15 protein-coding genes are annotated in these 23,338 nt (G+C 40.4%); 6 read left to right on the forward strand and 9 right to left on the reverse strand.

Features of this window, described 5'->3' with window-relative positions; translation table 11 throughout:
- Positions 1-30 precede the first annotated feature (30 nt).
- Together ACT29I_RS03575 and ACT29I_RS03580 are read right to left on the reverse strand one after the other, a co-directional pair.
- Positions 31-822 (reverse strand): O-methyltransferase, encoded by a 792-nt coding sequence (locus tag ACT29I_RS03575; RefSeq protein ID WP_430935683.1) that lies wholly within the window; start codon positions 820-822, stop codon positions 31-33.
- A 203-nt stretch (positions 823-1,025) separates the two neighbouring features.
- A complete protein-coding gene (locus ACT29I_RS03580) occupies positions 1,026-1,973 on the reverse strand; it encodes a hydrogen peroxide-inducible genes activator (protein ID WP_430935685.1) in 948 nt (315 codons plus the stop codon).
- Positions 1,974-2,151: 178 nt separating this feature from the next.
- On the opposite strand from ACT29I_RS03580, the gene ACT29I_RS03585 reads away from it, so the two are divergent.
- A complete protein-coding gene (locus tag ACT29I_RS03585; RefSeq protein ID WP_444792702.1) occupies positions 2,152-2,619 on the forward strand; it encodes a Dps family protein in 468 nt (155 codons plus the stop codon).
- A gap of 389 nt (positions 2,620-3,008) precedes the next feature.
- On the opposite strand, the gene sov is transcribed toward ACT29I_RS03585, so the two are convergent.
- From sov to ACT29I_RS03610, 5 genes are all read right to left on the reverse strand, one after another.
- Positions 3,009-10,445, reverse strand: coding sequence for a T9SS outer membrane translocon Sov/SprA (sov, locus tag ACT29I_RS03590; RefSeq protein ID WP_444792703.1), 7,437 nt, complete (start codon positions 10,443-10,445; stop codon positions 3,009-3,011).
- A gap of 47 nt (positions 10,446-10,492) precedes the next feature.
- The gene (gene ruvA / locus ACT29I_RS03595; RefSeq protein WP_444792704.1) at positions 10,493-11,074 is read right to left on the reverse strand and encodes a Holliday junction branch migration protein RuvA; all 582 of its coding nucleotides are present in this window, start codon (positions 11,072-11,074) and stop codon (positions 10,493-10,495) included.
- Between the two features lie 100 nt (positions 11,075-11,174).
- The gene (gene thiL, locus ACT29I_RS03600; protein ID WP_430935693.1) at positions 11,175-12,218 is read right to left on the reverse strand and encodes a thiamine-phosphate kinase; all 1,044 of its coding nucleotides are present in this window, start codon (positions 12,216-12,218) and stop codon (positions 11,175-11,177) included.
- Positions 12,219-12,653: 435 nt separating this feature from the next.
- Positions 12,654-12,962: a thiamine-binding protein gene (locus ACT29I_RS03605; protein ID WP_430935695.1), complete on the reverse strand. Its 309-nt coding sequence runs from the start codon at positions 12,960-12,962 to the stop codon at positions 12,654-12,656.
- Between the two features lie 6 nt (positions 12,963-12,968).
- The gene (locus ACT29I_RS03610; protein WP_430935697.1) at positions 12,969-13,754 is read right to left on the reverse strand and encodes a hypothetical protein; all 786 of its coding nucleotides are present in this window, start codon (positions 13,752-13,754) and stop codon (positions 12,969-12,971) included.
- Positions 13,755-14,065: 311 nt separating this feature from the next.
- On the opposite strand from ACT29I_RS03610, the gene feoB reads away from it, so the two are divergent.
- From feoB to ACT29I_RS03635, 5 genes are all read left to right on the forward strand, one after another.
- Complete coding sequence (gene feoB / locus ACT29I_RS03615) at positions 14,066-16,570, forward strand: ferrous iron transport protein B (RefSeq protein ID WP_430935699.1); 2,505 nt, start codon at positions 14,066-14,068, stop codon at positions 16,568-16,570.
- Between the two features lie 6 nt (positions 16,571-16,576).
- A complete protein-coding gene (locus tag ACT29I_RS03620; RefSeq protein ID WP_430935701.1) occupies positions 16,577-16,786 on the forward strand; it encodes a FeoB-associated Cys-rich membrane protein in 210 nt (69 codons plus the stop codon).
- Between the two features lie 47 nt (positions 16,787-16,833).
- Positions 16,834-17,325 carry a hypothetical protein gene (locus ACT29I_RS03625; protein ID WP_430935703.1) on the forward strand — a complete coding sequence of 164 codons (492 nt, stop codon included), beginning with the start codon at positions 16,834-16,836 and terminating at the stop codon, positions 17,323-17,325.
- 68 nt (positions 17,326-17,393) lie between these two features.
- Positions 17,394-19,610 (forward strand): TonB-dependent receptor, encoded by a 2,217-nt coding sequence (locus ACT29I_RS03630; RefSeq protein ID WP_430935705.1) that lies wholly within the window; start codon positions 17,394-17,396, stop codon positions 19,608-19,610.
- Positions 19,611-19,640: 30 nt separating this feature from the next.
- The gene (locus ACT29I_RS03635; protein WP_430935707.1) at positions 19,641-19,943 is read left to right on the forward strand and encodes a heavy-metal-associated domain-containing protein; all 303 of its coding nucleotides are present in this window, start codon (positions 19,641-19,643) and stop codon (positions 19,941-19,943) included.
- A 104-nt stretch (positions 19,944-20,047) separates the two neighbouring features.
- Here the strand turns inward: ACT29I_RS03635 and glyA are convergent, their stop codons facing one another.
- Positions 20,048-21,328 carry a serine hydroxymethyltransferase gene (gene glyA, locus ACT29I_RS03640; RefSeq protein WP_444792705.1) on the reverse strand — a complete coding sequence of 427 codons (1,281 nt, stop codon included), beginning with the start codon at positions 21,326-21,328 and terminating at the stop codon, positions 20,048-20,050.
- A gap of 127 nt (positions 21,329-21,455) precedes the next feature.
- Complete coding sequence (locus ACT29I_RS03645; protein WP_430935711.1) at positions 21,456-23,234, reverse strand: chloride channel protein; 1,779 nt, start codon at positions 23,232-23,234, stop codon at positions 21,456-21,458.
- Between the last annotated feature and the right edge of the window lie 104 nt (positions 23,235-23,338).

Genomic DNA, 23,338 nt, shown 5'->3' on the forward strand with positions numbered 1-23,338 from the left:
AGATTATAACCAATAGGCACAAATGACCGCTCAAATACTTTTTATTACACAATGCTCTTCGACGTGAGGTACGTTCAATACCAGAACACCAAACCTGAAAAAATCAAAAGAGAGTGAAACTGAAGGATGAGCACTGATTTCATTCCATGCCTTGGCCATTTCCCTGGACCAATATATATCGTCGAAAATAAATACTGACGCTTCTGTTGCTTTGGGCAAGCATAAATGAAAATAATCCAGGGTAGGCTGATAAGCGTGGTGCCCATCGAAGTACACCATTCCTACCTGATCAACCGAGGCTAACACCTTAGGCAATTCCTCCCGGAAGGGGCCTACATGTTGAATTACATTATTGGCCCCAGCGCAGCCCAAAAGCCGATTAGCTATATTGGAAACTTTAGGACAGCCTTCAATGGTATATACTTTGGTTTGAGAATTAGGCAAGGCAAGGTACATTGTTCCCAATCCCAGCGAGGTTCCTAACTCAATTATATTATTGGGCTTGAAATAACTTGCAAAGCGAAAAATAAGTTCTCCTTGTTTTTGTGGCGATGCATTATATTTAACCAAATGACGAAGGGCGCGGTGGTTACTCCTGAACTTTTTTGAACCAGCTCCAAAATCCCTTACTTCAACCTTTTGCTTCGATTGCAGTACATCATTTCTAATGTCGTTGATATCCTCAAAACGGTAAAAAGGGTAATTGTTGTAGATAATGAAATGAGCAATATCCCTGGCAACAGAGGATATAAAATCGCCTTCTCTCCAATGTTTTTTCTTAAAAATATATTTTAAGTATGCTTTAGCTTGAAACCAGTTCACAGGATAAAATTTGGATGCGAAGATAGTTGAAATGACATGGGCACAAAGTATTAAACATTAAAAAAACATAAGTACCTGTCGGGTACTTCGTCATAGGTTGAATTTTTCGGAGAAAGCCAATGATCCCTAAAATAATATTTAAACCCCTAAATCTTCACTATCTGTTAAATATCTTTATGTAGCGGTAGGTGTCCTGAAACGGCTTAATTTCGCCATTCCACTATATGACCGTCGGTTTGGTTGAGCAGATGCTCCGGGATAGACATTTTGATGTGTTCGTACAATAAGTTCAACAGTTTTTGCTTGGCAAAAGTACGCGAATATACCATACTCACTTCACGCAACGGATCACTCTCCCCAATATTTTTCACCTGCGCATATCGGTTGTTTAATACGTTATCATCAATAGACAATTCAGGCAGCAAGGTATATCCTCCCTCTTTCTCCACCAGTTTTTTGATGGTTTCCAACGAACCGCTTTCGTAATTAATAGATATTTCATTTTTTATTTTGTCGTGAAAAGAACAAAGATTTACCACCTGGCTCCTGAAACAGTGTCCTTGACTCAGCAACCACAAGCCCTCTCCTGCTATTTCGGCCGGCTCTACCTTTGACTTTGGGGCCAACTGATGCTTATTATTAACATATAAAAACATACGCTCATAAAAAATGGTTTTTTCTTGGATTCCATTTTCATGTAGTGGAGTTACCAGCAACCCTACATCCAACAAATCCTTATTTAACTGGCCGATAATATCTTCCGAGAGCAATTCCATTATCTTAAGCTTGACATTCGGGTATTCCCGGGAGAAAGACCCCGCAAACAACGGCAATAGATAAGGTGCCAGCGAAGGAATAATGCCAATCACCAACTCACCTTCCACCACATCTTTATGCTCCTTGACCAATTCATAAATTCGCTTGTTTTCGGCAAGCGACTTTCTGGCCTGCTCAATAATTACCTCACCAATCTGAGTAGGGACAACCGGTTGTTTGGAACGGTCAAAAATCATCACATCCAATTCATCTTCCAGCTTTTTTATCTGCATGCTTAGCGTGGGTTGCGAAACAAAACATTTTTCACTGGCTTTAACAAAGTGCCGGTAGGTATCCACTGCTACAACGTATTCTAACTGCGTAATCGTAATCATACTTTTTTTGATCTCTTAAGGTTATGTATGTTAATCATAATCAATACATATAAACTTTATCTATATATACATAAATACAATCAATTTGATTGATATATGTATTTGTTTCATCTTTGAGGTGTAATATAAAGAGAATTCAAAATAACAATCAATATTAATAACTAAAATTTATAATATCATGAAAAATTTAATTGGTTTAGACAAAGTAAAAGCAGCAGTTTTAGCAGACAGATTAAACGAGTTATTAGCCAACTATCAGGTATTTTACCAAAACCTAAGAGGGTTTCATTGGAACATTAAAGGAAAAGCATTTTTTGAGTTACATGCCAAGTTTGAAGAGTACTATAATGATGCCGTAGAAAAGATAGATGAGATTGCAGAACGAATACTAACTCTTGAAGGAGAACCGCTACATACATTCAGCACCTATATTCAAACTTCAACGCTGGAAGAGGCCAAAGGGATAAGCGAAGGAGTTCAGGCCGTTCAGGTGGTGGTTCGAAACTTCTCAACATTGGTAGGACTAGAGCGTGAGATACTGGCACTTGCCGGCGATGCTGATGACGAAGGAACAATTTCGTTGATGAGCGATTATATTTCGGAAACGGAAAAAACGCTTTGGATGCTTAACTCTTATTTGAAATAATAACTTCCTGCTAAAGGAAGTAAAAACCAATATTAAACCTGATACCTGTCGACCTAAACCAGTCAATCGCTAATGGACAGAAGTCATTGTCAATTAAGGACTAAGTTTCTATGAGTTGACTTTTCTGATCAAAACATTATTAAACCCGGATTATGCATTAGAACTTCGTCGTGAACATTGAAAGTGCAATAAAACCAGGCTTTACTGAAACGAGGCAAAGCATCGTTATGGTGAGTTGAAGTGAAGCAGCGGAGTGTCTTGTTTTGAAACAATTTCAATGTGTAATAGATTTTCTAATGCATAGTGCGGGTTAAAAGTCTACTCGTATCGACAAAAACTAGCGTAAACAAAAACACGTTGTTCTTTTGACAAGAACAACGTGTTTTTGTTTATTGAGTTAATGAGAATCTAAAACTAACTCCGAAGTTACTGTTAGTTGTAGGGTAAGAGCTCGAAATATAAGGTGAGGTAACTGCTCTATCGTAAAACACCTGCATATTAAATCGGTCGCTAAGCACATAATCCGCAGTCAATTTTAAGGTATTAATTTTTCTTCCCGAAGTAAGCTGGTTTACCCCATCCTCTATTCTTCTGAAAATTGCAATATTGTCCTTAATGGAGAAATCCAATCTTAAATCCAGGTCGCTCGACAACTTTTTGGCGCCCCTCCTGCTTCCCAGAATCATGTCCATCTTGTCGAAACGATAACCTACTCCAATAATTAAATCGTTGTTGTGATTTTCGATAATTTGATTGTTACTTAAGCTAAGGTTTATGGTACGCGTACGCTTACTCTCAAATTTGGTTGTGATATTGTTTTTCCACGTGATATTAAAACCAATAAGCGGAGTAAACATCTCGCTAAGCGATACTGAATTCACCTGGTACTGCGAAACAAAATCATCCTGAATATTCCTAACCCAACTAATGCCCGAAGCATCCTCGCTATAGTCGCTATTGGTAACATACGATCCAACATTATAGGTAGATCGGTAACTGTGTGATATATCAAACGATTTAACATATTTTTTGAGGACCTTTATTTTTGACAAACCATTATAAGACACCCTCCAATTGGGGTGCATTTTCAATAGATTAGGGAATAAATCGGTGAACATGTTGTTCGCATCCTTTCCACTGTAGGCAGCTAAAAAAGCAGGAATCAAAACATCCTGTGAATTTAAATCATAACCGTTGACCCCACTTCTGTCTTCCTCTTCCCAAGCTGCGGAATATGTATCATTTTGCCCCACATATTTAAACGAACCATCTTCAAACGTGGCTCCCTGAATATCCGTTGCTCCTACACGTGTGCTTGCCAACCTTTCTGCAATAATTTGTCGGTTCTCCAAAAACTTATTGTACGTCTCCGATTCGTAGGTTCCTGTTTTACTTACTTTTTCAAAAGCAGTATTAATGATATTAAAAGTCATGGTAAAACTACCATTCTCGCGCATGTTGGACGCATTAAACCCTCCACCATCCGCCATATAATACTCGTTCATATTGTTGGAGTACCTGCGGTTGGCACTAAGATCTATCCTCAAACCGGGAATGGGTTCAATGGTGGACTTAACGGTAAAATCCTCTTGATGCGTCATCACATAGGCTTGATTAATGGTGTCGGTGGTAAGCCAACCCTTTTCCGCCGCATCCTTTGCAAAGTCTCTATCTTGCCATCCTGCTATAAAGCCATACCCTGGTGCACTATACCCATTGAAAGAAGAGGTACCCATAAATTTAGATGATGGCAGGTAACCTGGCAATATAGTACCATTGGTTTCGGTATAATTCAAATTTATATTTTTAATACCTGTGGCAAGCAGTGCCGAATAATCAACTATGGTTCCCAATACCGTTGATTTATCCTCCTTTGTTCCCGTAACCATTACCCTGGCATTCTTATAATCCGCATCAGGAATAAATTCGGTTTTGTTTTGGTCGATTTTATTGGATTTCCCCCTGGCTGTTCTTCCGTTGGCATCGTACACTCTAAGCCTCGTTTCCTCTGTCTTCAACTTGTGGTTAACGATATAAGGCACTCCTTTTTTGAGGTCGATTCTGTCATTGTTGTACCTAACCGTTTTCTTGCTAGTCTTTTTCTGATTCCTGCTGCTGCCCCCATATTTTCTGGAGAGATCTTTTAAATACTTTGACCGGTTATAAAGTGTTTTTAAATTCAACTGCACCGATCCCTGAACATTGTTGGAGTTGCTAATTGTGTTACCCCACTCAATAGATCCATCGGTGGTTTGTGGTTCCGTTTCCCAACGATACATGCCGCTATATCGAATAGTTGAACTAGTCCAATTTAAATATGGTAGTTTATTGACCGGCAATTTGTAGCTTACATTAAAATTGTGCTGGTAATTCGTCACCCGTCCCCCATTCATAATATTGGACATCACCGAGTCTTTCCAATGTTCATATTCATCCTTTAAATCCTTATCAACTACCAACACACTCAGCGGTTCATCTATTCGGGCATTGGTCGTTGAATTAAAATCGAATTTCAACGACTTGGTCAGGTTGTACCTCAGGTCGAAATACCGGTTCCAGTTAAAGTCCCTGCTGATTGATATTGGGATTTTAAAAGTTGGGTTATTCACATTTCGGAGTTGTTGCTGTGTATAATTCCTAATTATTTCGTTACGGTACGAAATCTGCGTAGGCATCAAATAAAAGTTAAAGTCCTTTATGATTTTTAATGCTTCTCCATTTAAGGCCTTACTCTTTTTAAAGGGTTCGAACACCTTAGGTCGATTGTTAAAATTATACGATAGCACGCCCCTGTAATCCTTGTCAATTTTTTCTTCGGTATTAACATCGCGCGACGTGGTAATATTATAGGCGTATGTAGCCGTTAAGTTGGACACATCGTATATTTTTGATTTGTTGCCCTTGGGTTTGAGGCGTACATTGGTGAAGTTGATACTCTTCCGCGTCACCACATCCTGCGACAGCCTTTTAATACTGTCCCTTTCCGCTTCATCTTCGGCATTGTCTAGAACATCATCTAACTTAATATCCGGATCCAGCGGATAATATTCGGGAGTGGCTACTTCCTTGGAGTGCCCGTAATAGAAAGGAATTGACAAACGCGACTTGGCTCCAGTAAACTTACCCAGCTCAAGGTTAGTGGCTATATCGTATTGATAGAAATCTTCCTGGCTTCGTTCCGACACCGTTTTATCGATACTTCCAAAACCCGTGGTATAAGTATTACCAGCCAACGACAAGTTTCCCAGGTCCGATAATTTAATATTCATCCGCGCATTGGCTGCCCATCCTCCTTCTTCGTTAAAATCGGTTAGGCGCAATTCGTTAAACCAGGTTTCAAAGGAAACCAGTTTATCGTCCTCCACGCTTCTTACTCCGATCATAATGGTGCGGATATTGCTTAGGTTAGGATTACCTTTCACCTTAACCCAGTTTCTGTTGTTATCTTGGTCTTTTGTTATATATACTTCGTTCACACTTGTTACCGTTTGGCTGTTACGTTTTATCTTGGCGTCTGTAAGTTCACTGAGCGCAAAATCGAAACGGTTGTTCTCTGGCCAGACCTCCTCATCATCTGTAGCTCCGTGAGCCGTCATTTCCAAGGGCACCTCATACTCATAGTAGTTGTTTTTACTATCGGTACCCATCCGGATAAACGCCCTTACGTTATTGTCGCCCACGCTTCCCTCTTCTCCTTCAAACTCCTCGGCATGTACCTCCATTTTTAATCGACCATACTGCAGCATATCCAAATTCAGGGTTTTATATACGGCACGTCGATCATTCTTGGCAATATCAGTCACCTTTAAAGTGATTGACTGCTCGTTTAACTCCCTTAACTGGGGGTTTGCAGGATCTATGATTCTATCTATCCCCGGCGGCAAAACATAGTTGACAGGTGACCTGCTTGCATTTTCCTCTATGTTAACCGCTCCCGTTTCAAACGTCGTCAGATCACTTGCTAAAACCGTTTCATTTGTTTCAGCCAAATCATTAGAGTATTTGCGCCATTCGCTCCTCACTAAATCCAAAGTTGCAAACCGAAGAATTGTGGTATCCTGGAAACCATGCAAGAACATTCTCATAAATCTGACCGAACGTAAATCTTCTATGCTACCCACCGTTGTATCCGGTATGGATATCGGAATTCTAAACTGATACCATTTAACGGTTTCGGTGTTGCTGTTTGCTAATTCAACGTCTGCCTCTCTAATATCTGCAATATAGTTATTGCCCACGGTCATATCATTTGGGTCGAGGTGTACCTTATACTGAAAATAGCTTTCGTTTTCGCTCAGCGTGTTATCGCTGTTGATATCTTCCTGGTTAGGTGATGAGATGGCAGCTGTAGAATACGACTCGGGAGAATATTCAGAAGGTACAGAGTTACCCTCAGGGCCATTAAAGTTTTTATATCTATCGAGGATATTTACTTCATCAGTATCAAAATCGCTACCTCTGTAATAATGGTAGTTATCCGCCGATGGGTCATTTATAATGTTGTTGTACGCTTCTTCGGTAATAGAACCTGTGGCCCTCAGGTTCTCAATCTCATTGATATAACTTTCGTAAAAAGTCCTTTCTTGTTCACTGGTCAAACCGTCCAAACCAATATCTTGTTTTATCCTGGAATCCGCCTCATTACTAAATGCGCTGATCAAACTTTGTACCGTAGGAACAAGTCCCCAGGCCGTGGTATCAACGTCTGTGCCTCCATCCACTCCCGGCATACCTTGTTCAAAGAACTTCCTGGAATCGCTCAATACGTCCTCCGAAATATTACCCAGGTTAAAATATAAATCACCGGCCTTTTCCGGATTTTGATTATATACAAATGGGTCCATCATCCAGAATTCGATAAACTCAATGTTCGCCGCTTCAAAGTCACTTGTTTCTACCCTGCGCTGAATGCCTCCCCAACGCGTTTCCGGCTCGGCCAAATCGCCATTTTCCTCTAAATTAGTATCGAAATTATATGGCCCTCTTTCTTTTGGATAGTAGGCCAGGTTCAAAACCGAGATATTTGTGGGAGTCCCATAGGCCACGTCCTGATCGGGAAACAATTCCTCAATATACACCTCTCTGGAGAAATGATTCGATTGCAGCTCCAGATCGTTTCGGATATGACTTGGTGTGTATGTGTTTTCCCGTGAAAAAAGAGGGTCGATTATATACCAAGCTGTTTTGGCCCGATGATAACCTGCACTTAAATCATTTATTAGTCCGGCATTCGGGAACACATCTTGTCCTTGCGGGGTACTCGCCAAACTCCAGGCAGTCCAGTTGCGCATATCAATGGAAATCTTGGTTCCCTCGAAATCATCGATGTATGCCTCCCCTTCATCTTCAATCACATCGGGATGGCCAGGTATTAACTGCGCAAACTCGCCTTCAAACGAAATACTGGAAGGTTCTTTAACCTGCAGTAAAGGTATGGCATTTAACACGTTGGTCAGCCATTGTGACTCGCTAAAATAAGAGGTGTTAAATCCGTAAATGGTATTGGCGATAGGTTCGTCGCCGATACTTACTTTTTGGGTCAGAGGCCTTTCTCTTAGATGCATGATAGTACCTCCCACGTTGAAATCCTCGTTGAACTGATAGTTCATGTGGGTTCCCATCAGGGTTTTGGTCTGAAGGTTAAACAAACTCTGGCTTTCCAAGGATACCTGAATAGGCGAGCCACTACTTAACAATCCCTGGTTAATGATTTTAACCGTACCAAAGGAGTAATCAACCGTATAATCTACATTTTCGACCAGTTTAATACCTCCTGAAGTTACAATAACCGAACCTTGCGGAATATTTTGTGCGTTCAAAGAAATCTCACTTCCGCTACTTGATTTGTACGAACCCGCTAATCGGAATTTATTTTTTTCGGCTTCCTGGGTGGCCAGTGTTTGTGTAGAATCGTAGAGTGACTGATACACATATTTCTCCTGTAGGTCGGGATACCCCTGTAACAGATCGTTCAAATGCGTACCAAACGGCTCCAAAACCGGGAATATTACCCTACCGTTTTGAGCATATATGGTTTGGCTTTCAATATAATCAAAGGTACCATCGGCAATAGGGTCGTAAACGGAGTTTAACTTATCCAATTCCATGATATCCAAAAACAGTTTTAGCTCATCCCCAGTTCCAAAAGGCCCTTCTTCAGGAAAATAATTAATGTATGCACCAGTTGAATCATCTACATAAACCACATCAAAAAGGAAGTCCTCCTTATTCACCTGATAAGCTCCAATGGCATAAATATTTTTCATCATCAAATCCCAGGTTGGCTTAACAGATGGTGTAAGGTTGGTACTTTTCAGCATCTTTAAGAACAGCGTTTGGTCAGATTCGACACCATCACCGGCAAATTCACCTACCTGGAAAGTTTCCCCGTTAAAATCGAACTCATAAGCCACGGCTAACACTTCATCCGCATTTAGTGACATATTCAGCGAGATAAATCCTAATTTACTGTTAATCGTATATTCCGAGGAAGAAAGCAATCTCGCATTCTCTATTTTTTCGTAGTCTCTTCCGCTGACCAGGTTTGCACTGTTGAACACCTGGGTAACCTGATTCACATCCCTAACCGCACTGTACGTACTTGTTACTTTACTGTACAATCCGTTGGCATCATTATCCGGGGCGTTAGAAGCTGCAGTTCCCCATTCTGTGGTGTTATATAAATTTCCTCCTGTTTCCCCAATATCCATGAAAGCAAGAATATCCCTTGCTTCATCATAATCTCCTGCACGATTTGTAATCCATACTTCCACACGGCTCACGTTTATTTTTGAAACCATAGGGTAGTACTTTTGGGCATCGTTATACAAATCCCTAAAATAGTTAGATAGGAAGAAGTGCCTGTTTTTGTCGTACTCATTAATGGCAAGTTCAAACTCCTGCTGCTGGGCACCTCCCTCAATATCCATGACCGAAGTTTCCCCTTTTTGTTGCGAAAAAATGGAGGTTACGTTCAGTTTGCCAAATTGCAAGTCTGTTTTCACTCCAAACAGACTTTGGCTACCCGTAATAAGCGTACCAGGCAAAGGCAAGGAAACATTACCGGCCTCGATAGATTGAATGATATCATCTTCCTTACCCTCATACTCCAGTTTCATCTCGTTTTCGAACTCAAAGGTAGCCTCGGTATTATAATTGATTCCAAGCTTAAGCTTGTCGCCAATACTACCTTGAATATTCATCTGAATTTTCTCCTGAAAATCAAAAGTCGTTGTGTTCCTGAGGTTTTCTTGTAATGTTGGGTTTTCGGTTTTATTATTGGATATACCAATTGTTAGTTCGGCTGTACCTTGTGGCTTAATGTTTATCAGGTTACTACCAAAAAGATTATCCAGTTCAGCACCAAGGACTGCATCAGGATTAAAAATACTAAACTTACCATTTTCGTCCACTGCGCTTGCCCTGGTCTCCCAATACGATATCATAGACTTCCGTGTTTCCTCGTCCAAATATTCTTCCAGAGTCATGGAGTATGGCAACCTAACGTTCATATTACCAATCCTTCGGTACAAATAAACCTTACCTGTATTGGGATCATACTCCGTAATATATTGCAGATTTTCGGGATCGGGGAGATCTATGGCTTTTTGTTGGGACAGATCCAAAAAGGGATTGTTGCTTTCTTTTTGGATGGGTTCAAAACGGGTACCTTTTTTTAGCGTGTCCGGCTGTTGAATGAAAGCATTGACACCTTCCCCGTTCAAATCATTGGTACGGGCATCAGTAAAACCTGTGCCAACCATTAATATGAGTGCTAATACACCGGCTAAAATATATGGAAAAACTTTGTTAAAGTTTTTTTGCATCGTACTGGTTACTATTGGTTTGAGCAGCTTTTTCGCCTAGGCTAATCCTATAACATTTTTAGTGATTTTTTAATCACGTCCTCCACTTTACTATTAGGTTGTGCCGCTAATATTTTATCAATTACTTTTTGTGCGCCTCCTTTCACAAAACCTAACATCACTAAAGCAGATAACGCCTCATCTTTTATTGTATTGTTTGCTTCGGTAAATATTTTTTGGTCAACAGGTTCTTTGCCTAACTTGTCGGTCAAGTCCACAATAATCCTTTGTGCTGTTTTGGCTCCGATTCCCTTGATACCTTTTAGCACATTTACATTACCGGTAAGAATGGCTTCCTGAATTTCTCCCGGAGACATGGACGAAAGCATCATGCGGGCTGTATTAGCACCAATACCACTTACCGAAATCAAATGGATGAAAATGTTACGCTCAGAAGTTTCGTAGAACCCATAAAGATTATGTGCATCTTCTCGAATCTGCTCGTACACGTATAGTTGAATCTCCTTTTGGTTCTGAAGCTTGGTATATGTATTGACAGAGATATTAATGAAATATCCCAATCCATTATTTTCCACCACACAATGTGCCGGACTTGATTCTACAATATGGCCTTTTATGTATTCGTACATTTCAGTTATCGGTTAACGGTTATTGGTTAGTTATGGCTTAGCACTCTTGCAGCGATCAATGATGAGCATATCGGATATCATATATACTGAATACTGTTGACTAGTGTCTGCCCATGTTCCACCCTTGTGCCTGCAATTCCACTTCCTGGTCTCCATTGGTTACCAAAAATCTCCCTTTGCTTTCTTCGGTGATATGGCCGACAGTATATATTTTCAAGTCGGTTTCTTTCGAGAATTTTTCGTAATCCTCCATGGAGATAGTAAACAACAATTCATAATCCTCACCACCGTTTAATGCAGCAACTGTCGGATTCATATTTATTTCCTCAGCCATTAAAGATGTCGCATGGTCGATAGGAATTTTATTTTCGTAAATACGGCATCCGGTATTTGATTGCTTGCAAATATGCAGGATCTCAGACGACAGTCCGTCCGAAATATCTATCATAGCTGTCGGTTTAACCCCTATGGCTCTTAAAAACTCAACCGCATCTTTACGTGCCTCCGGCTTCAGCTGACGTTCCAGTATATAATCGTACCCCGACAAATCGGGTTGAACCGCTGCATTTCCTTCGTGCACCCGCTTCTCTCTTTCCAGTAACTGCAAGCCCATATAGGCGCCACCCAGATCGCCAGTAACACAAATCAAGTCGTTGGGTTTTGCTCCGCTACGGTATACAATATCGTCTTTATCAGCTTCTCCAACCGCTGTTACACTGATAGTTAAACCTGTTAGCGAAGTAGAAGTGTCCCCTCCTACCAAGTCGACATGGTGTTTTTCGCAAGCCAATTTAATGCCTTCGTACAACTGTTCTAAAAAGGGTAATGTAACCTTTGAGCTTACACCTATTGAAACTGTAATCTGCTTTGGGGTGGCGTTCATGGCGTATACATCGCTCAGGTTCACCATTACCGCCTTGTAACCAAGATGTTTTAACGGAGTATACACTAAATCAAAATGAATTCCCTGAAGCAGCAGATCCGTGGTGACCACCGTTTGTTTACCCTGATAATCCAAGACAGCGGCATCATCACCCACACCTTTTACGGTACTCTCATTTTTGATTTCTATCTGACTGGTCAGGTGGTCTATCAAACCAAATTCGCCCAAACTCGCCAGGCTCAGCTCTTTATTGTCGCTCATATAATAATGTCGTTAACTAATAGTTATGGGAACGTATAAGCATTCTACTACCTTATTGTTCTTGAGCGTGCAAAATTAATAAAAAAAGTGGGCGACAAAGAATTTTGTTAATAGGTATTACAATGAGGATTATGGAGACTGAGCTTTTTTAGGCGGTGTTATTTTTTGGATGAGTCATGCAAAAACACATTTAACCCGCAATATGCATTAGAAATTCTATGACACATTGAAATTACTTTAAAACAAGACACTTCGTTGCATCATTTCAACTCACCAGAACGATACTCCCGAAAGTAATCAGGACAAGTGATGCCTCGTTTCAGTAATGCCTTGTTTTATTGTACTTGCCATGCTCATGACGAACCTACAATACATCATCCGGGTTAAAAACTATTTATCCCTCCAAGGCCCCCTAATCAGTGAGGGTCGCGCATACTAATCCGAATATTTACCTATTTTATCATCAATGGTGACATCCGTTTGGGCCACCGATTGAATTTTAACGTAACACATCACTTTTTCCGCACCTGCCGAATAGCAAATATTCTGCACATCTTTAACCACCTTCATCAAATCATCATATTGACCTTCCATTACCGTTTCAAAAGGGGTTACCACATACTTAGCGCCTGACTTTTGAATTACCTCTATGGCGCTATCCACTATATCGTACGATTCCTTATTTTTGGAAACAGGCAATACCTGCACCGCCACATTTACCTTATTTTGATTTAAATAATCCATTGTTTATTATATGTTTTCCAGTTCGTCATCATTGACATTTCCAATACCCTCTTCTTCAATTGGTTTAGATTCGGCAATCATAACTCTGATTTCATCGAGTTCCAACTTTTTAACATTCGTAACTATAAACGAGTCCCTTAAGAAATTCCCTATCTCATTGCACTCCTTTACAACCACAGACAGAATATCCTTAATGTTTTTTTCGATTGGCAGTAGCGCTGAAATTACAAACAAATCGGGTTCGGTTTGAACTTCCTCAACAAGTCCATGATTCTTTCCAACAGTAAAGTCGAGTTCTTTTTTCACCAACTCCATCTGCCAATCCTTCAATACGACCCCTTCGTTGGCCACCAGGACTATAAAATAACGTAAGTTACTTCCTTGACCACCCAATCCTGTTGATATAAAAATAGGCGCTTCCCCCAACAAGGATGTTTCCAATACCATCTTTGATTCCTGATAAGCAAGCTTCGACCATTGCACCAACCCCTCGTCAGGATTCGCTTTGTAAGCTTCCAGAACCCTATATGCCTCCGGGTTATCTAATTTGGCTAATGACGACAACAATTCCTTTTTCCGTTCTATACTTACATTCTCATCAAGCAAGTCATCCTTTTCAACAATAACCGATTCTTTGTCTAAGTCTTTATACAACCTTTTGGATATTTCAAAATATTCCATTTGCAGCTCTACGTCTACCTGCTCTTCCAGCACTGAAATATTGTTTTTACCACTTTTTATCAGTTCCTGGATTTTGTTATAAACCTGATTGAATTCTATATCCTGTCCCATCCTTTTAGTATTAGAAATCCCTAACTTGGAAAAGTCAAAACCAATTCGGATTTTGCCTTCCTTTAATTCTTGCAATCTAGGGGTATTGCTTTTAATATTTGCTTTTTTAAATGGCCTATCAACATACTATGTTCATACCGGCTTCCTGCTTTTTGGAATTACGAAGCTACAAAAATAGTAAACGAATCCTAATTCTCTTTGTTATTCTTAACACGTATTAATAAAAATCCCTAATTATAGGGATTGGGCATACTATATATTACCTATACATTTGCTAACATCAAATTCACGAAGTTTGAGTTAAACATTACATGAATTTATCGGAACTACATACAAGCCAGGAAGCAGTCATTGTAAAAGTTAAGGGTTTTGGCGCTTTTAGAAAACGCATTATTGAAATGGGTTTTGTGAAGGGCAAAAAAGTTAAAGTGGTAAAAAACGCTCCTTTAAAAGACCCTATTGAATATGAGATAATGGACTATAAGGTTTCGCTGCGCAGAAGCGAAGCGTCACTGGTGGAAGTAATCTCGAAAGAGGAAGCCAAAAAAATTACTGCTACACCATTCGAAGGCACCATCAGCGACGAGGTTCTTAGAGAATCGGCTATGAAGCGCAGAAAATCAATTAACGTTGCGCTTGTCGGTAATCCTAACTGCGGAAAGACAACCTTATTCAACTATGTAAGCGGTGGCAAAGAGCACGTTGGCAATTACAGCGGCGTTACCATTGATTCAAAGGAAGGCAAGTTCGAGCACAATGGATACACCTTTAACATTGTGGATTTACCGGGAACCTATTCCCTTTCGGCCTATTCGCCCGAGGAACTGTTTGTTCGAAAACATATTATGGAACAAACGCCCGACATTATAATCAATGTAATTGATTCTTCCAATCTTGAGCGAAATCTTCTTTTGACCACCCAATTAATAGATATGGATGTAAAGGTGGTGGCTGCTTTAAACATGTATGATGAGCTCAATAAGAAAGGCGACACCTTTAAACATGATGAATTAGGCGAGATGCTGGGTATCCAATTCATACCAACCGTCAGTTCCAAACGCCAGGGAATAGAAGATTTGTTTGATAAGGCTATTGAAATTTATGAAGATACCCGCGTTAGCCAGCGAAGGGTTTCTATCCATTATGGCCAGACGTTGGAAAAAGCCTTATGGAAACTTCAGTCTGAAGTTTTCCCAGACTTTGATCTGCCCAAAAACATCTCGCCTAGATACATAGCCCTCAAGATGCTCGAGCAGGACAAGTATTTTTGCTCTAATCTATTGAGCAATGGCGAGTTCGAGAAACTGAAAACTAAAAACAAAGCCATCATAAATAAAGTTGAAACAGAACTTGGCGACGACTGCGAAACGCTGATTACGGACGCTAAATATGGTTTTATTGCTGGTGCATTAAGGGAGACGTACCAAGAATCACCGAAAGTAAGGGTTCGTAAATCGGAAGTTGTAGATACCTTTATCACGCATAAATTGTTCGGGTTTCCAATCTTTTTCTTTTTTATGTGGCTGATGTTCCAAAGCACATTTTCTTTGGGACAATACCCAATGGATTGGATTGAGAAAGGCGTTGGGGCACTGATGGAGCTATTGGATAAAACTATAGCCGCAGGGCCATTCAAAGACCTGCTTATTGATGGAATCATCAGTGGCATGGGAGGTGTGGTTGTTTTTTTGCCAAACATTCTTATCCTTTTCTTTTTTATTTCCTTTATGGAAGATACAGGCTATATGGCCCGTGCCGCTTTTATTATGGACAAGCTAATGCACAAAATGGGACTGCACGGTAAATCATTTATCCCGTTAATCATGGGATTTGGCTGTAATGTCCCTGCTATAATGGCCACCCGAACCATCGAGGACAAGAATAACCGGCTAATTACCATGCTGGTTAACCCGTTTATGTCGTGCAGTGCCCGACTTCCAGTGTATATATTATTTATTGGCGCATTCTTCCCCGAGCATTCAGGAACCATATTATTTGGCATTTACGGTTTGGGTATCGTACTAGCCATTATTGTTGCCAAACTTTTCCGTAAGTTTTTGTTTCGCGAGAAGGATGTGCCGTTTGTCATGGAACTTCCACCTTACCGGATGCCGACCTTACGTTCTACCATAAGACATATGTGGAACAAGGGAGTCCAATATTTAAAAAAGGTAGGCGGTATCATAATGATGGCGTCCATCATTATATGGTTTTTACAGAATTTCCCCAGAGACGTGGAATATTCGCAAAACTACGATCAAAAAATTAGCGAACTACAGCTTAAACAAGAACAACTTCCATCCCAAGCAGAACTTAACGCCACTCAATTACGTTTACATAAAGAGATAACAACTAATATCAACAACCTGCAAACCCTGAAGCATAAGGAAAAGCAAAAGGCTTCGTATATAGGAAGGATAGGCAAGTTTATTGAACCTACAATTGAACCGTTGGGTTTTGACTGGAAAATGGGTGTAAGCATATTAAGTGGCGTTGCCGCCAAGGAAGTAGTTGTTAGCACCATGGCGGTAATATATCATTCCGGATCTTATTCCCCGGAAGGAGAACAATCGGGATTAATAAAAAACATTCAAAACGCCTCCGATGAAGAGGGGAATGCTTCGTTTACACCTTTGGTTGTATTTAGCTTCTTGATATTTATTTTGGTGTATTTCCCATGTATTGGAGTTATAGCCACCATACGACGTGAATCAGGTTCGTGGAAATGGGCGGTATTTACCATATTTTACACCACCGGTTTAGCGTGGCTCTTATCGTTTATAGTTTATCAGGGAGGGTCATTATTATTTAATTAAAAAATTATGGTACAGGAAATATTAATGTGGATAAGTGTTGCAGGAGCTTTTGGCTATACCGCCTTTTCTCTTGGAAAATCCATTTGGAGTGCATACCAGGATAAACCATCTGATTGCGCCGGGACATGCGGGGGATGTAGTGCTAAAACAGATTTACTTAAACAAGTTCAACAAAATAAAATTAAACCCATACACTTGTATCGTCCAAACCATTAACAGCTTATTAACACAATTGCTCATAGGAAAGCACTTACTTTGTATTCATGATATTAAAAGAGACAAATACACGGATTGTTGCCATTATCACACTGTGCCTTTTTCTGTTAAGCACAAGTGGAATGGTTCTCTTTTATCACTATTGTCAGTATGCTAACAAGGTAGTATACTCCATGTACCTGGATTCAACGCAAGAGCTCTGCGCAGAAAATGCACAAGCCCTAAACCATACCCATCAGCATACAGACAGCTGTTGTAACCATTCGGAAAATACCGAAGATGGTTGTTGTAAAAATCACCGGAGCGACCAAAAGACGGTTAAAATAAAAAGTGAATACAATTTTCCGGATAGACAATCAACACCGCGTCCCATAGCCCTATTGTTGTTTAATACCGATGCACCCATACAGGTAGATTACATTCGTACTTCGTTCATATACACTGGCTTATTAAAGGAGCTCCCTGCTGAGATCCCTATCGCCTTTGCTTCCGGAAAAAAACTGGTTACCTTGCTTCACTCCTTAAAAATCGCTTGCTAATATTTTTATTAGACGAAAGTCTTTATTGGACTTGAACTGCAGACGTATTTAATAAAAATATTACGGTTATGAAAAAATTACATATTATTGTTTTTTCAGTACTCATATCCTTATCGGCACATGCCGGAAATATCAAAGGGAAAGTACTGGAAAAAAAAGACAATAAATCCGTTCCGCTATTTGGCGTGAACGTGTACTGGGCTGGAACCACCTATGGCACTATTACAAACGAAAAAGGTTTGTTTGCAATAAACCAACCCGACAGCCAACACCTGCAATTGGTTTTTAGCTATGTGGGATATCAAAACGACACGATTTCGGTAGAGGATAGTTTCAGGCCACTTACTGTATTCTTAAATCAAGGCGAAGCTTTGGGAGAAGTAACGGTGACATATCGACGAGCCAATACAACTATCTCCAAATTAAGCCCTCTATACGTTCAAAACGTAAGTCAAAAAGAACTGGAGAGGTGCGCGTGCTGCAACCTTTCAGAGAGTTTCGAAACCAATGCCTCTGTTGATGTGGCTTATGCCGATGCGGTTTCTGGCGTAAAGCAAATTCAACTACTTGGCCTCTCGGGAAGATATTCGCAGTTGACCCTAGGCAACATCCCTATTCTGCGCGGTGCGGAATCAGCCTTTGGCATGGAATATATTCCGGGTACCTGGATGGATGGTTTGCAGGTTTCTAAAGGTTCTGCTGCTGTTAAAAACGGTTACGAGTCGATGACCGGCCAAATAAACATACAGCTAAAAGAACCCTCAGGTGACGAAAAATTTCATTTTTACACCTACGGAAACCAAGATGGGAAAGTAGAAACCACCTTTGGATACGCTTTTGATTTAAGTGACAAATGGAGCACATCGATTATGGCGCAAGGTAGCGGCAATTTTAGGGAAATGGACTTGAACGATGACGGTTTCCTGGACAAACCCAAGACTAAAATGGGAACTTTTATGAATCAATGGAATTATGATTCTGAATCTTTGTCATCAAAATTTGGGTTTTCGTATATCAATGAAAATAGAGAAGGGGGGCAAAAGAATTATAATCACGAAATACCTCAGGCTGCCCAATCGTCGTATGGAATTGGAATAGATGTTGAAAGATTCAATGCGTATGCAAAAAACGGATTTATTTTTCAACGCGAAGGAACAAGTTTCGGGACAATCCTATCGTACAATTACTTTGACAGAACATCGTTTTATGGCCACAATACATTTGATGTAACCCAGCAAAACGTTTATGCCAACTTTATTTATCAGTCGTATGTAGGTGATACCAGACATACATACAACACCGGAGTAAGCCTGGTATATGATGATAACGATGCTATTTTTAACGGCAGTAAAAATAACGTGGGTTATCAGGAAACCACACCAGGAATATTTGCGGAATACAATTTCATCCCGCATGAAAAATTTTCATTGATGGCTGGACTAAGGTACGATCACAGTAGTATACATGAAGGTTTCTTTACACCTCGCATACACACAAAATACAACATATCCGAATCAATAACTTTGCGAGCCAGTGCGGGAAAAGGATACAGAACCGCAGATGCCATTAGCGAAAACTCCAACTTTTTGGCCAGTTCAAAGGTCTTTTCTTTTGATGAAGAAATAAAGCAAGAGGAAGCGTGGAACTATGGCATCAGCTTGGTAAACGAGATTCCCTTAGGCGAAAGAAAATTAAATCTCAACCTAGAGTTTTATCGTACCGACTTTAATAATCAATTGGTAGTTGACCTTGACCAGAACAGCAACGAAGTTCATTTCTACAACCTGGATGGAGAATCATACTCCAACATATTTCAGGTAGAAGCGGCCTATGAGTTGTTTCCCCGTTTCGACCTAACAGCTGCCTATCGTCAGAATGATGTTCAAAGCACTTTCAACGGAAAGAAAGACGATGTTCCTTTTGTGAACAAATACAAAGGGCTATTGAGTGGTTCGTACAGAACCAATCTGGACAAGTGGCAATTTGATCTGACGGCTCAGTTTAATGGCAACCAACGCTTACCTTCAACGGCAACCAACTCCGAAGCCAACAGCCGTCCGAACCGTTCAGAAAACTACGTGGTATTATTGGCACAGATAACCAAGAACTATCGGAACTGGAGTTTTTATGTGGGTGGCGAAAACATTGGGGATTATACGCAGAACGATGCGATTATTGCACCCGAGAACCCTTTTGGCAATGAGTTTGATGCCAGTAGGATATGGGGACCTCTTTATGGAGGAATGGTGTATGTTGGCATAAAGTATAACTTGAGTAAAGAATAATAATCGACTAAAAAAAATAAAATGAAAAAAATGAAATTAGTAATTGCAACCCTTGTCTTATTAATTGGTGCAACAACAGCCTTTGCCAAAGAAAAACCTAAAACCAAGCAAATCGTATTTGAGTGCAGCGTGGATTGCCACAGCTGCGAGGAGAAGATCATGAAGAATATCCCTTACGAAAAAGGCGTTAAAAAGGTTGAGGTAGATATCCCAGGTAAGCTTGTTACTGTTTCTTTTAGGGAGGACAAAAACACCAGCGATGGAGTAAAAAAGGCGTTGGAGAAGTTGGGCTATGAGGTTCGCGTAAAGAAAGAAATAGCCAGGAAAAAGTAGAAAATCGCAATAACTCATCAAATAAGCCGGTCAGAACTTAATCAGACCGGCTTTTTTTTTGTTAATTTTGTCCGAACCACAGAATGTTCAGCTCCATTATACTGTTAATAGGCGAACAGCGGGAAATCCTTCATCATTTCGTTTACTTTACCTCTTACCTCTGTTAAAACAGCTTCGTTTTCTACGTCGGAAAGTACCTGATCTATTAAATCAACAATAGGAGCCATATGCGCTTCCTTCAAACCACGTGTTGTAAGTGCTGCCGTTCCCACTCTAATCCCCGAAGTTTTGAAAGGACTGCGACTATCATATGGAACCATATTCTTATTGATCGTAATATCAGCTTTCACCAAGGTGTTTTCCGCCACCTTACCTGTCAATTCAGGAAACTTGGTTCTTAAGTCAATCAACATGGAATGGTTATCGGTACCACCAGAAATTACTTTATAACCTTTAGCTATAAAGGCCTCAGCCATTACCCTTGCGTTCTTTTGAACCTGAGTTTGGTACTCCACATATTCAGGTTGCAACGCTTCAAGAAAAGAAACCGCCTTAGAAGCGATCACATGCTCCAATGGTCCACCCTGAACACCAGGGAATACCGCAGAATTCAACAAAGAGGACATCTTGCGAACAACGCCTTTAGGTGATTTTTTGCCCCAAGGGTTATCAAAATCTTTTCCCATTAAAATGATACCACCTCGCGGACCCCGCAATGTTTTATGTGTTGTAGAAGTAACGATATGCGCATGTTTAACCGGGTTTTCCAATAAACCGGCGGCAATAAGTCCCGCAGGGTGAGCCATATCCACCATGAGAATAGCGCCAATTTCATCAGCCAACCTTCTCATACGGGCATAATCCCACTCGCGCGAATAAGCAGAAGCTCCGCCAATAATCAATTTTGGCTTATGCTCGCGTGCTTTTTCTTCCATCATATCGTAATCTACCAATCCGGTTTCCTCTTTAACACCGTAGGCAATTGGCTCATATAATAAACCGGAACTATTCACTGGCGAACCATGAGAAAGGTGACCGCCATGAGAAAGATCCAAACCTAAAAATTTGTCGCCTGGATTAAGAACCGTCATCAACACAGCCATGTTAGCCTGCGCGCCGCTGTGTGGTTGCACGTTGGCATACGCTGCATCATAAATCTTGCATAAACGCTCGATAGCCAGTGCTTCACTCTGATCAACCACTTCGCACCCACCATAATACCTTGCCCCCGGATAACCTTCGGCATATTTGTTGGTCATGTACGAACCCATCGCTTCCATTACCTGCTCACTTACAAAGTTCTCCGAAGCTATTAACTCAATACCATTTAACTGGCGTTGATGTTCTTTTTCAATTAATTCAAATATTTTATCGTCGCGTTTCATAAAGAATTTAGTTTATGGATGGTGCCCGATCGGTAATTGGCCATACTCATCCCATATGTGTAACAAATTGATTTAAATCTCATTTTAATGCTTTGCAAATTTAATTTATAGCATCAGCATATGAAAATTATTCATCCGAAAAGTGGATCAGAACCCTACGGTATACAGAGAATATTTTCGATTTGGAAACAAAGCCCATATATTTATCATTCTCAATAACAGGTAGATTCCAAGCTCCGGTTTCTTCAAATTTCTTCATCACCGAATCCATATTCTCGTTGATCTCGATAAATGCCGGCGGGACTTGCATAAAATCCTCTACCACTGTATCGTTATACCTTTCGTGATTAAACATGATTTCCCTGATATCATCTAAAAGCACAATACCTTTCAATTGGCCCCTGGAGCCAACCACTGGAAAAAGGTTACGTTTTGCCTTTGCAATTGTCTTGACCAAAGTACCTAAAGTATCTGTGGATTTTACTGTTAAAAAGTCAGTTTCCAACACTTTATTTAAACGCATCAGAGTTAACACCGCTTTGTCCTTATGGTGCGTCAACAATTCGCCGCGTCTAGCTAACTGTTTGGTGTATATTGAATGCGGTTCAAAATACATGATGGTTAAATACGATATGGTAGAGGTCATCATCAGTGGCACAAAAAGCTCGTAACCGTGAGTGATTTCGGCAATCAGGAAAATAGCTGTTAGCGGGGCATGCAACACCCCGGCCATGATAGCGGCCATTCCCACCAAGGTAAAATGACTTTCGGGCAAAACATACAATCCGGTATAGTTTATCAACCTGGCAAAAAAATATCCCATCACTCCTCCGGTAAACAACGAAGGGGCAAATACTCCACCTACCCCACCACTACCAGTAGTGGCAGCGGATGCAAACACTTTAAAAACAATCAATAGCCCCAACAGTATTAACAACGCCCATTCATATTCTCTTAGTTGGTAGAATAAACTGTTATCGAACACAATATCCTTGTTTCCGTTTAGAAAAGCCGTAATAGTGGTATAACCCTCACCATATAATTGAGGCAGGATAAAAATCAACACACTTAATATCACCCCCCCCAGCAACAGTCGCAAATATGGGCTCTTAATTTTATGAAGTTGATTCTCGCTCCAAATCAACATTCTACTAAAATAAAGGGATATCAATCCACCTAATATTCCCAATACAATATAAAAAGGAATGTTATTTAGAATAAAGGGATTTTCGAGATGCCAATAAAATTCAGCGCCATCTCCCATAAAAAAGAAGGCAACTGTTGCAGCACTAAAGGCGGATATAATCAATGGAACCAAAGAGGCCATGCTCAATCCCAGCATGAGCACTTCCAGCGTAAACATCAAACCTGCCATTGGTGCCTTAAAAATTCCGGCTACTGCTCCTGCCGCACCGCACCCAATCAGCAACGAAATTGTTTTGTAGTTTTGATGAAAAACGCGCCCTAAGGTAGAACCAATTGAGGCACCCGTTAACACAATAGGCGCCTCCGCCCCCACCGATCCCCCAAAACCGATTGTAAACGTACTGGCCACTATGGAAGAAAAATTGTTGTGTGATTTTATCTTACCGCCATCCTTACTTAAGGCATATAGGATTTTAGAAACGCCGTGCCCCAAATTATCTTTAATAATTTTTCGGGCAAAAAATACGGTAATTAAAATACCAACCACAGGGTAAGCCAGGTACAATACATTTTGATTTTCGATATGAAAGTGGCCCGTAAGCAGGTGATGTGTGGCATGGATGGTATTCTTTAGCAACACCGCTGCCAAACCACTTAAAACCCCGGTTACCAAACTTAAAATGAGTATAAAGTTACGCTGGCTGATGTGCTTCACCCGCCAAACCAGTAACCTCCTGAAAATGATTGCTGCCTTCTCCATAAGGGGTACAAAAGTATAAGAAATACATGAGCTCTCATGTGAAATTTTATTAAAAGTTTAAATCAAGGATGGAAAACAAGATTACTATTTAATAAATACAAATT

Origin of the sequence: Saccharicrinis sp. GN24d3 (assembly GCF_052400645.1) — a bacterium.
Classification (GTDB): domain Bacteria; phylum Bacteroidota; class Bacteroidia; order Bacteroidales; family Marinilabiliaceae; genus Saccharicrinis.

Excerpts from the sequence above, each read along its gene's own strand:
- ACT29I_RS03645 (WP_430935711.1), bottom strand. The coding sequence starts at position 23,234 with ATGGAGAAGGCAGCAATCATTTTCAGGAGGTTACTGGTTTGGCGGGTG.
- feoB (WP_430935699.1), top strand. The coding sequence starts at position 14,066 with ATGAATTTATCGGAACTACATACAAGCCAGGAAGCAGTCATTGTAAAA.
- ACT29I_RS03585 (WP_444792702.1), top strand. The coding sequence starts at position 2,152 with ATGAAAAATTTAATTGGTTTAGACAAAGTAAAAGCAGCAGTTTTAGCA.
- ACT29I_RS03610 (WP_430935697.1), bottom strand. The coding sequence starts at position 13,754 with ATGGGACAGGATATAGAATTCAATCAGGTTTATAACAAAATCCAGGAA.
- ACT29I_RS03620 (WP_430935701.1), top strand. The coding sequence starts at position 16,577 with ATGGTACAGGAAATATTAATGTGGATAAGTGTTGCAGGAGCTTTTGGC.
- ACT29I_RS03605 (WP_430935695.1), bottom strand. The coding sequence starts at position 12,962 with ATGGATTATTTAAATCAAAATAAGGTAAATGTGGCGGTGCAGGTATTG.
- glyA (WP_444792705.1), bottom strand. The coding sequence starts at position 21,328 with ATGAAACGCGACGATAAAATATTTGAATTAATTGAAAAAGAACATCAA.
- ACT29I_RS03625 (WP_430935703.1), top strand. The coding sequence starts at position 16,834 with ATGATATTAAAAGAGACAAATACACGGATTGTTGCCATTATCACACTG.
- ACT29I_RS03635 (WP_430935707.1), top strand. The coding sequence starts at position 19,641 with ATGAAATTAGTAATTGCAACCCTTGTCTTATTAATTGGTGCAACAACA.
- ACT29I_RS03630 (WP_430935705.1), top strand. The coding sequence starts at position 17,394 with ATGAAAAAATTACATATTATTGTTTTTTCAGTACTCATATCCTTATCG.
- sov (WP_444792703.1), bottom strand. The coding sequence starts at position 10,445 with ATGCAAAAAAACTTTAACAAAGTTTTTCCATATATTTTAGCCGGTGTA.
- thiL (WP_430935693.1), bottom strand. The coding sequence starts at position 12,218 with ATGAGCGACAATAAAGAGCTGAGCCTGGCGAGTTTGGGCGAATTTGGT.
- ACT29I_RS03580 (WP_430935685.1), bottom strand. The coding sequence starts at position 1,973 with ATGATTACGATTACGCAGTTAGAATACGTTGTAGCAGTGGATACCTAC.
- ruvA (WP_444792704.1), bottom strand. The coding sequence starts at position 11,074 with ATGTACGAATACATAAAAGGCCATATTGTAGAATCAAGTCCGGCACAT.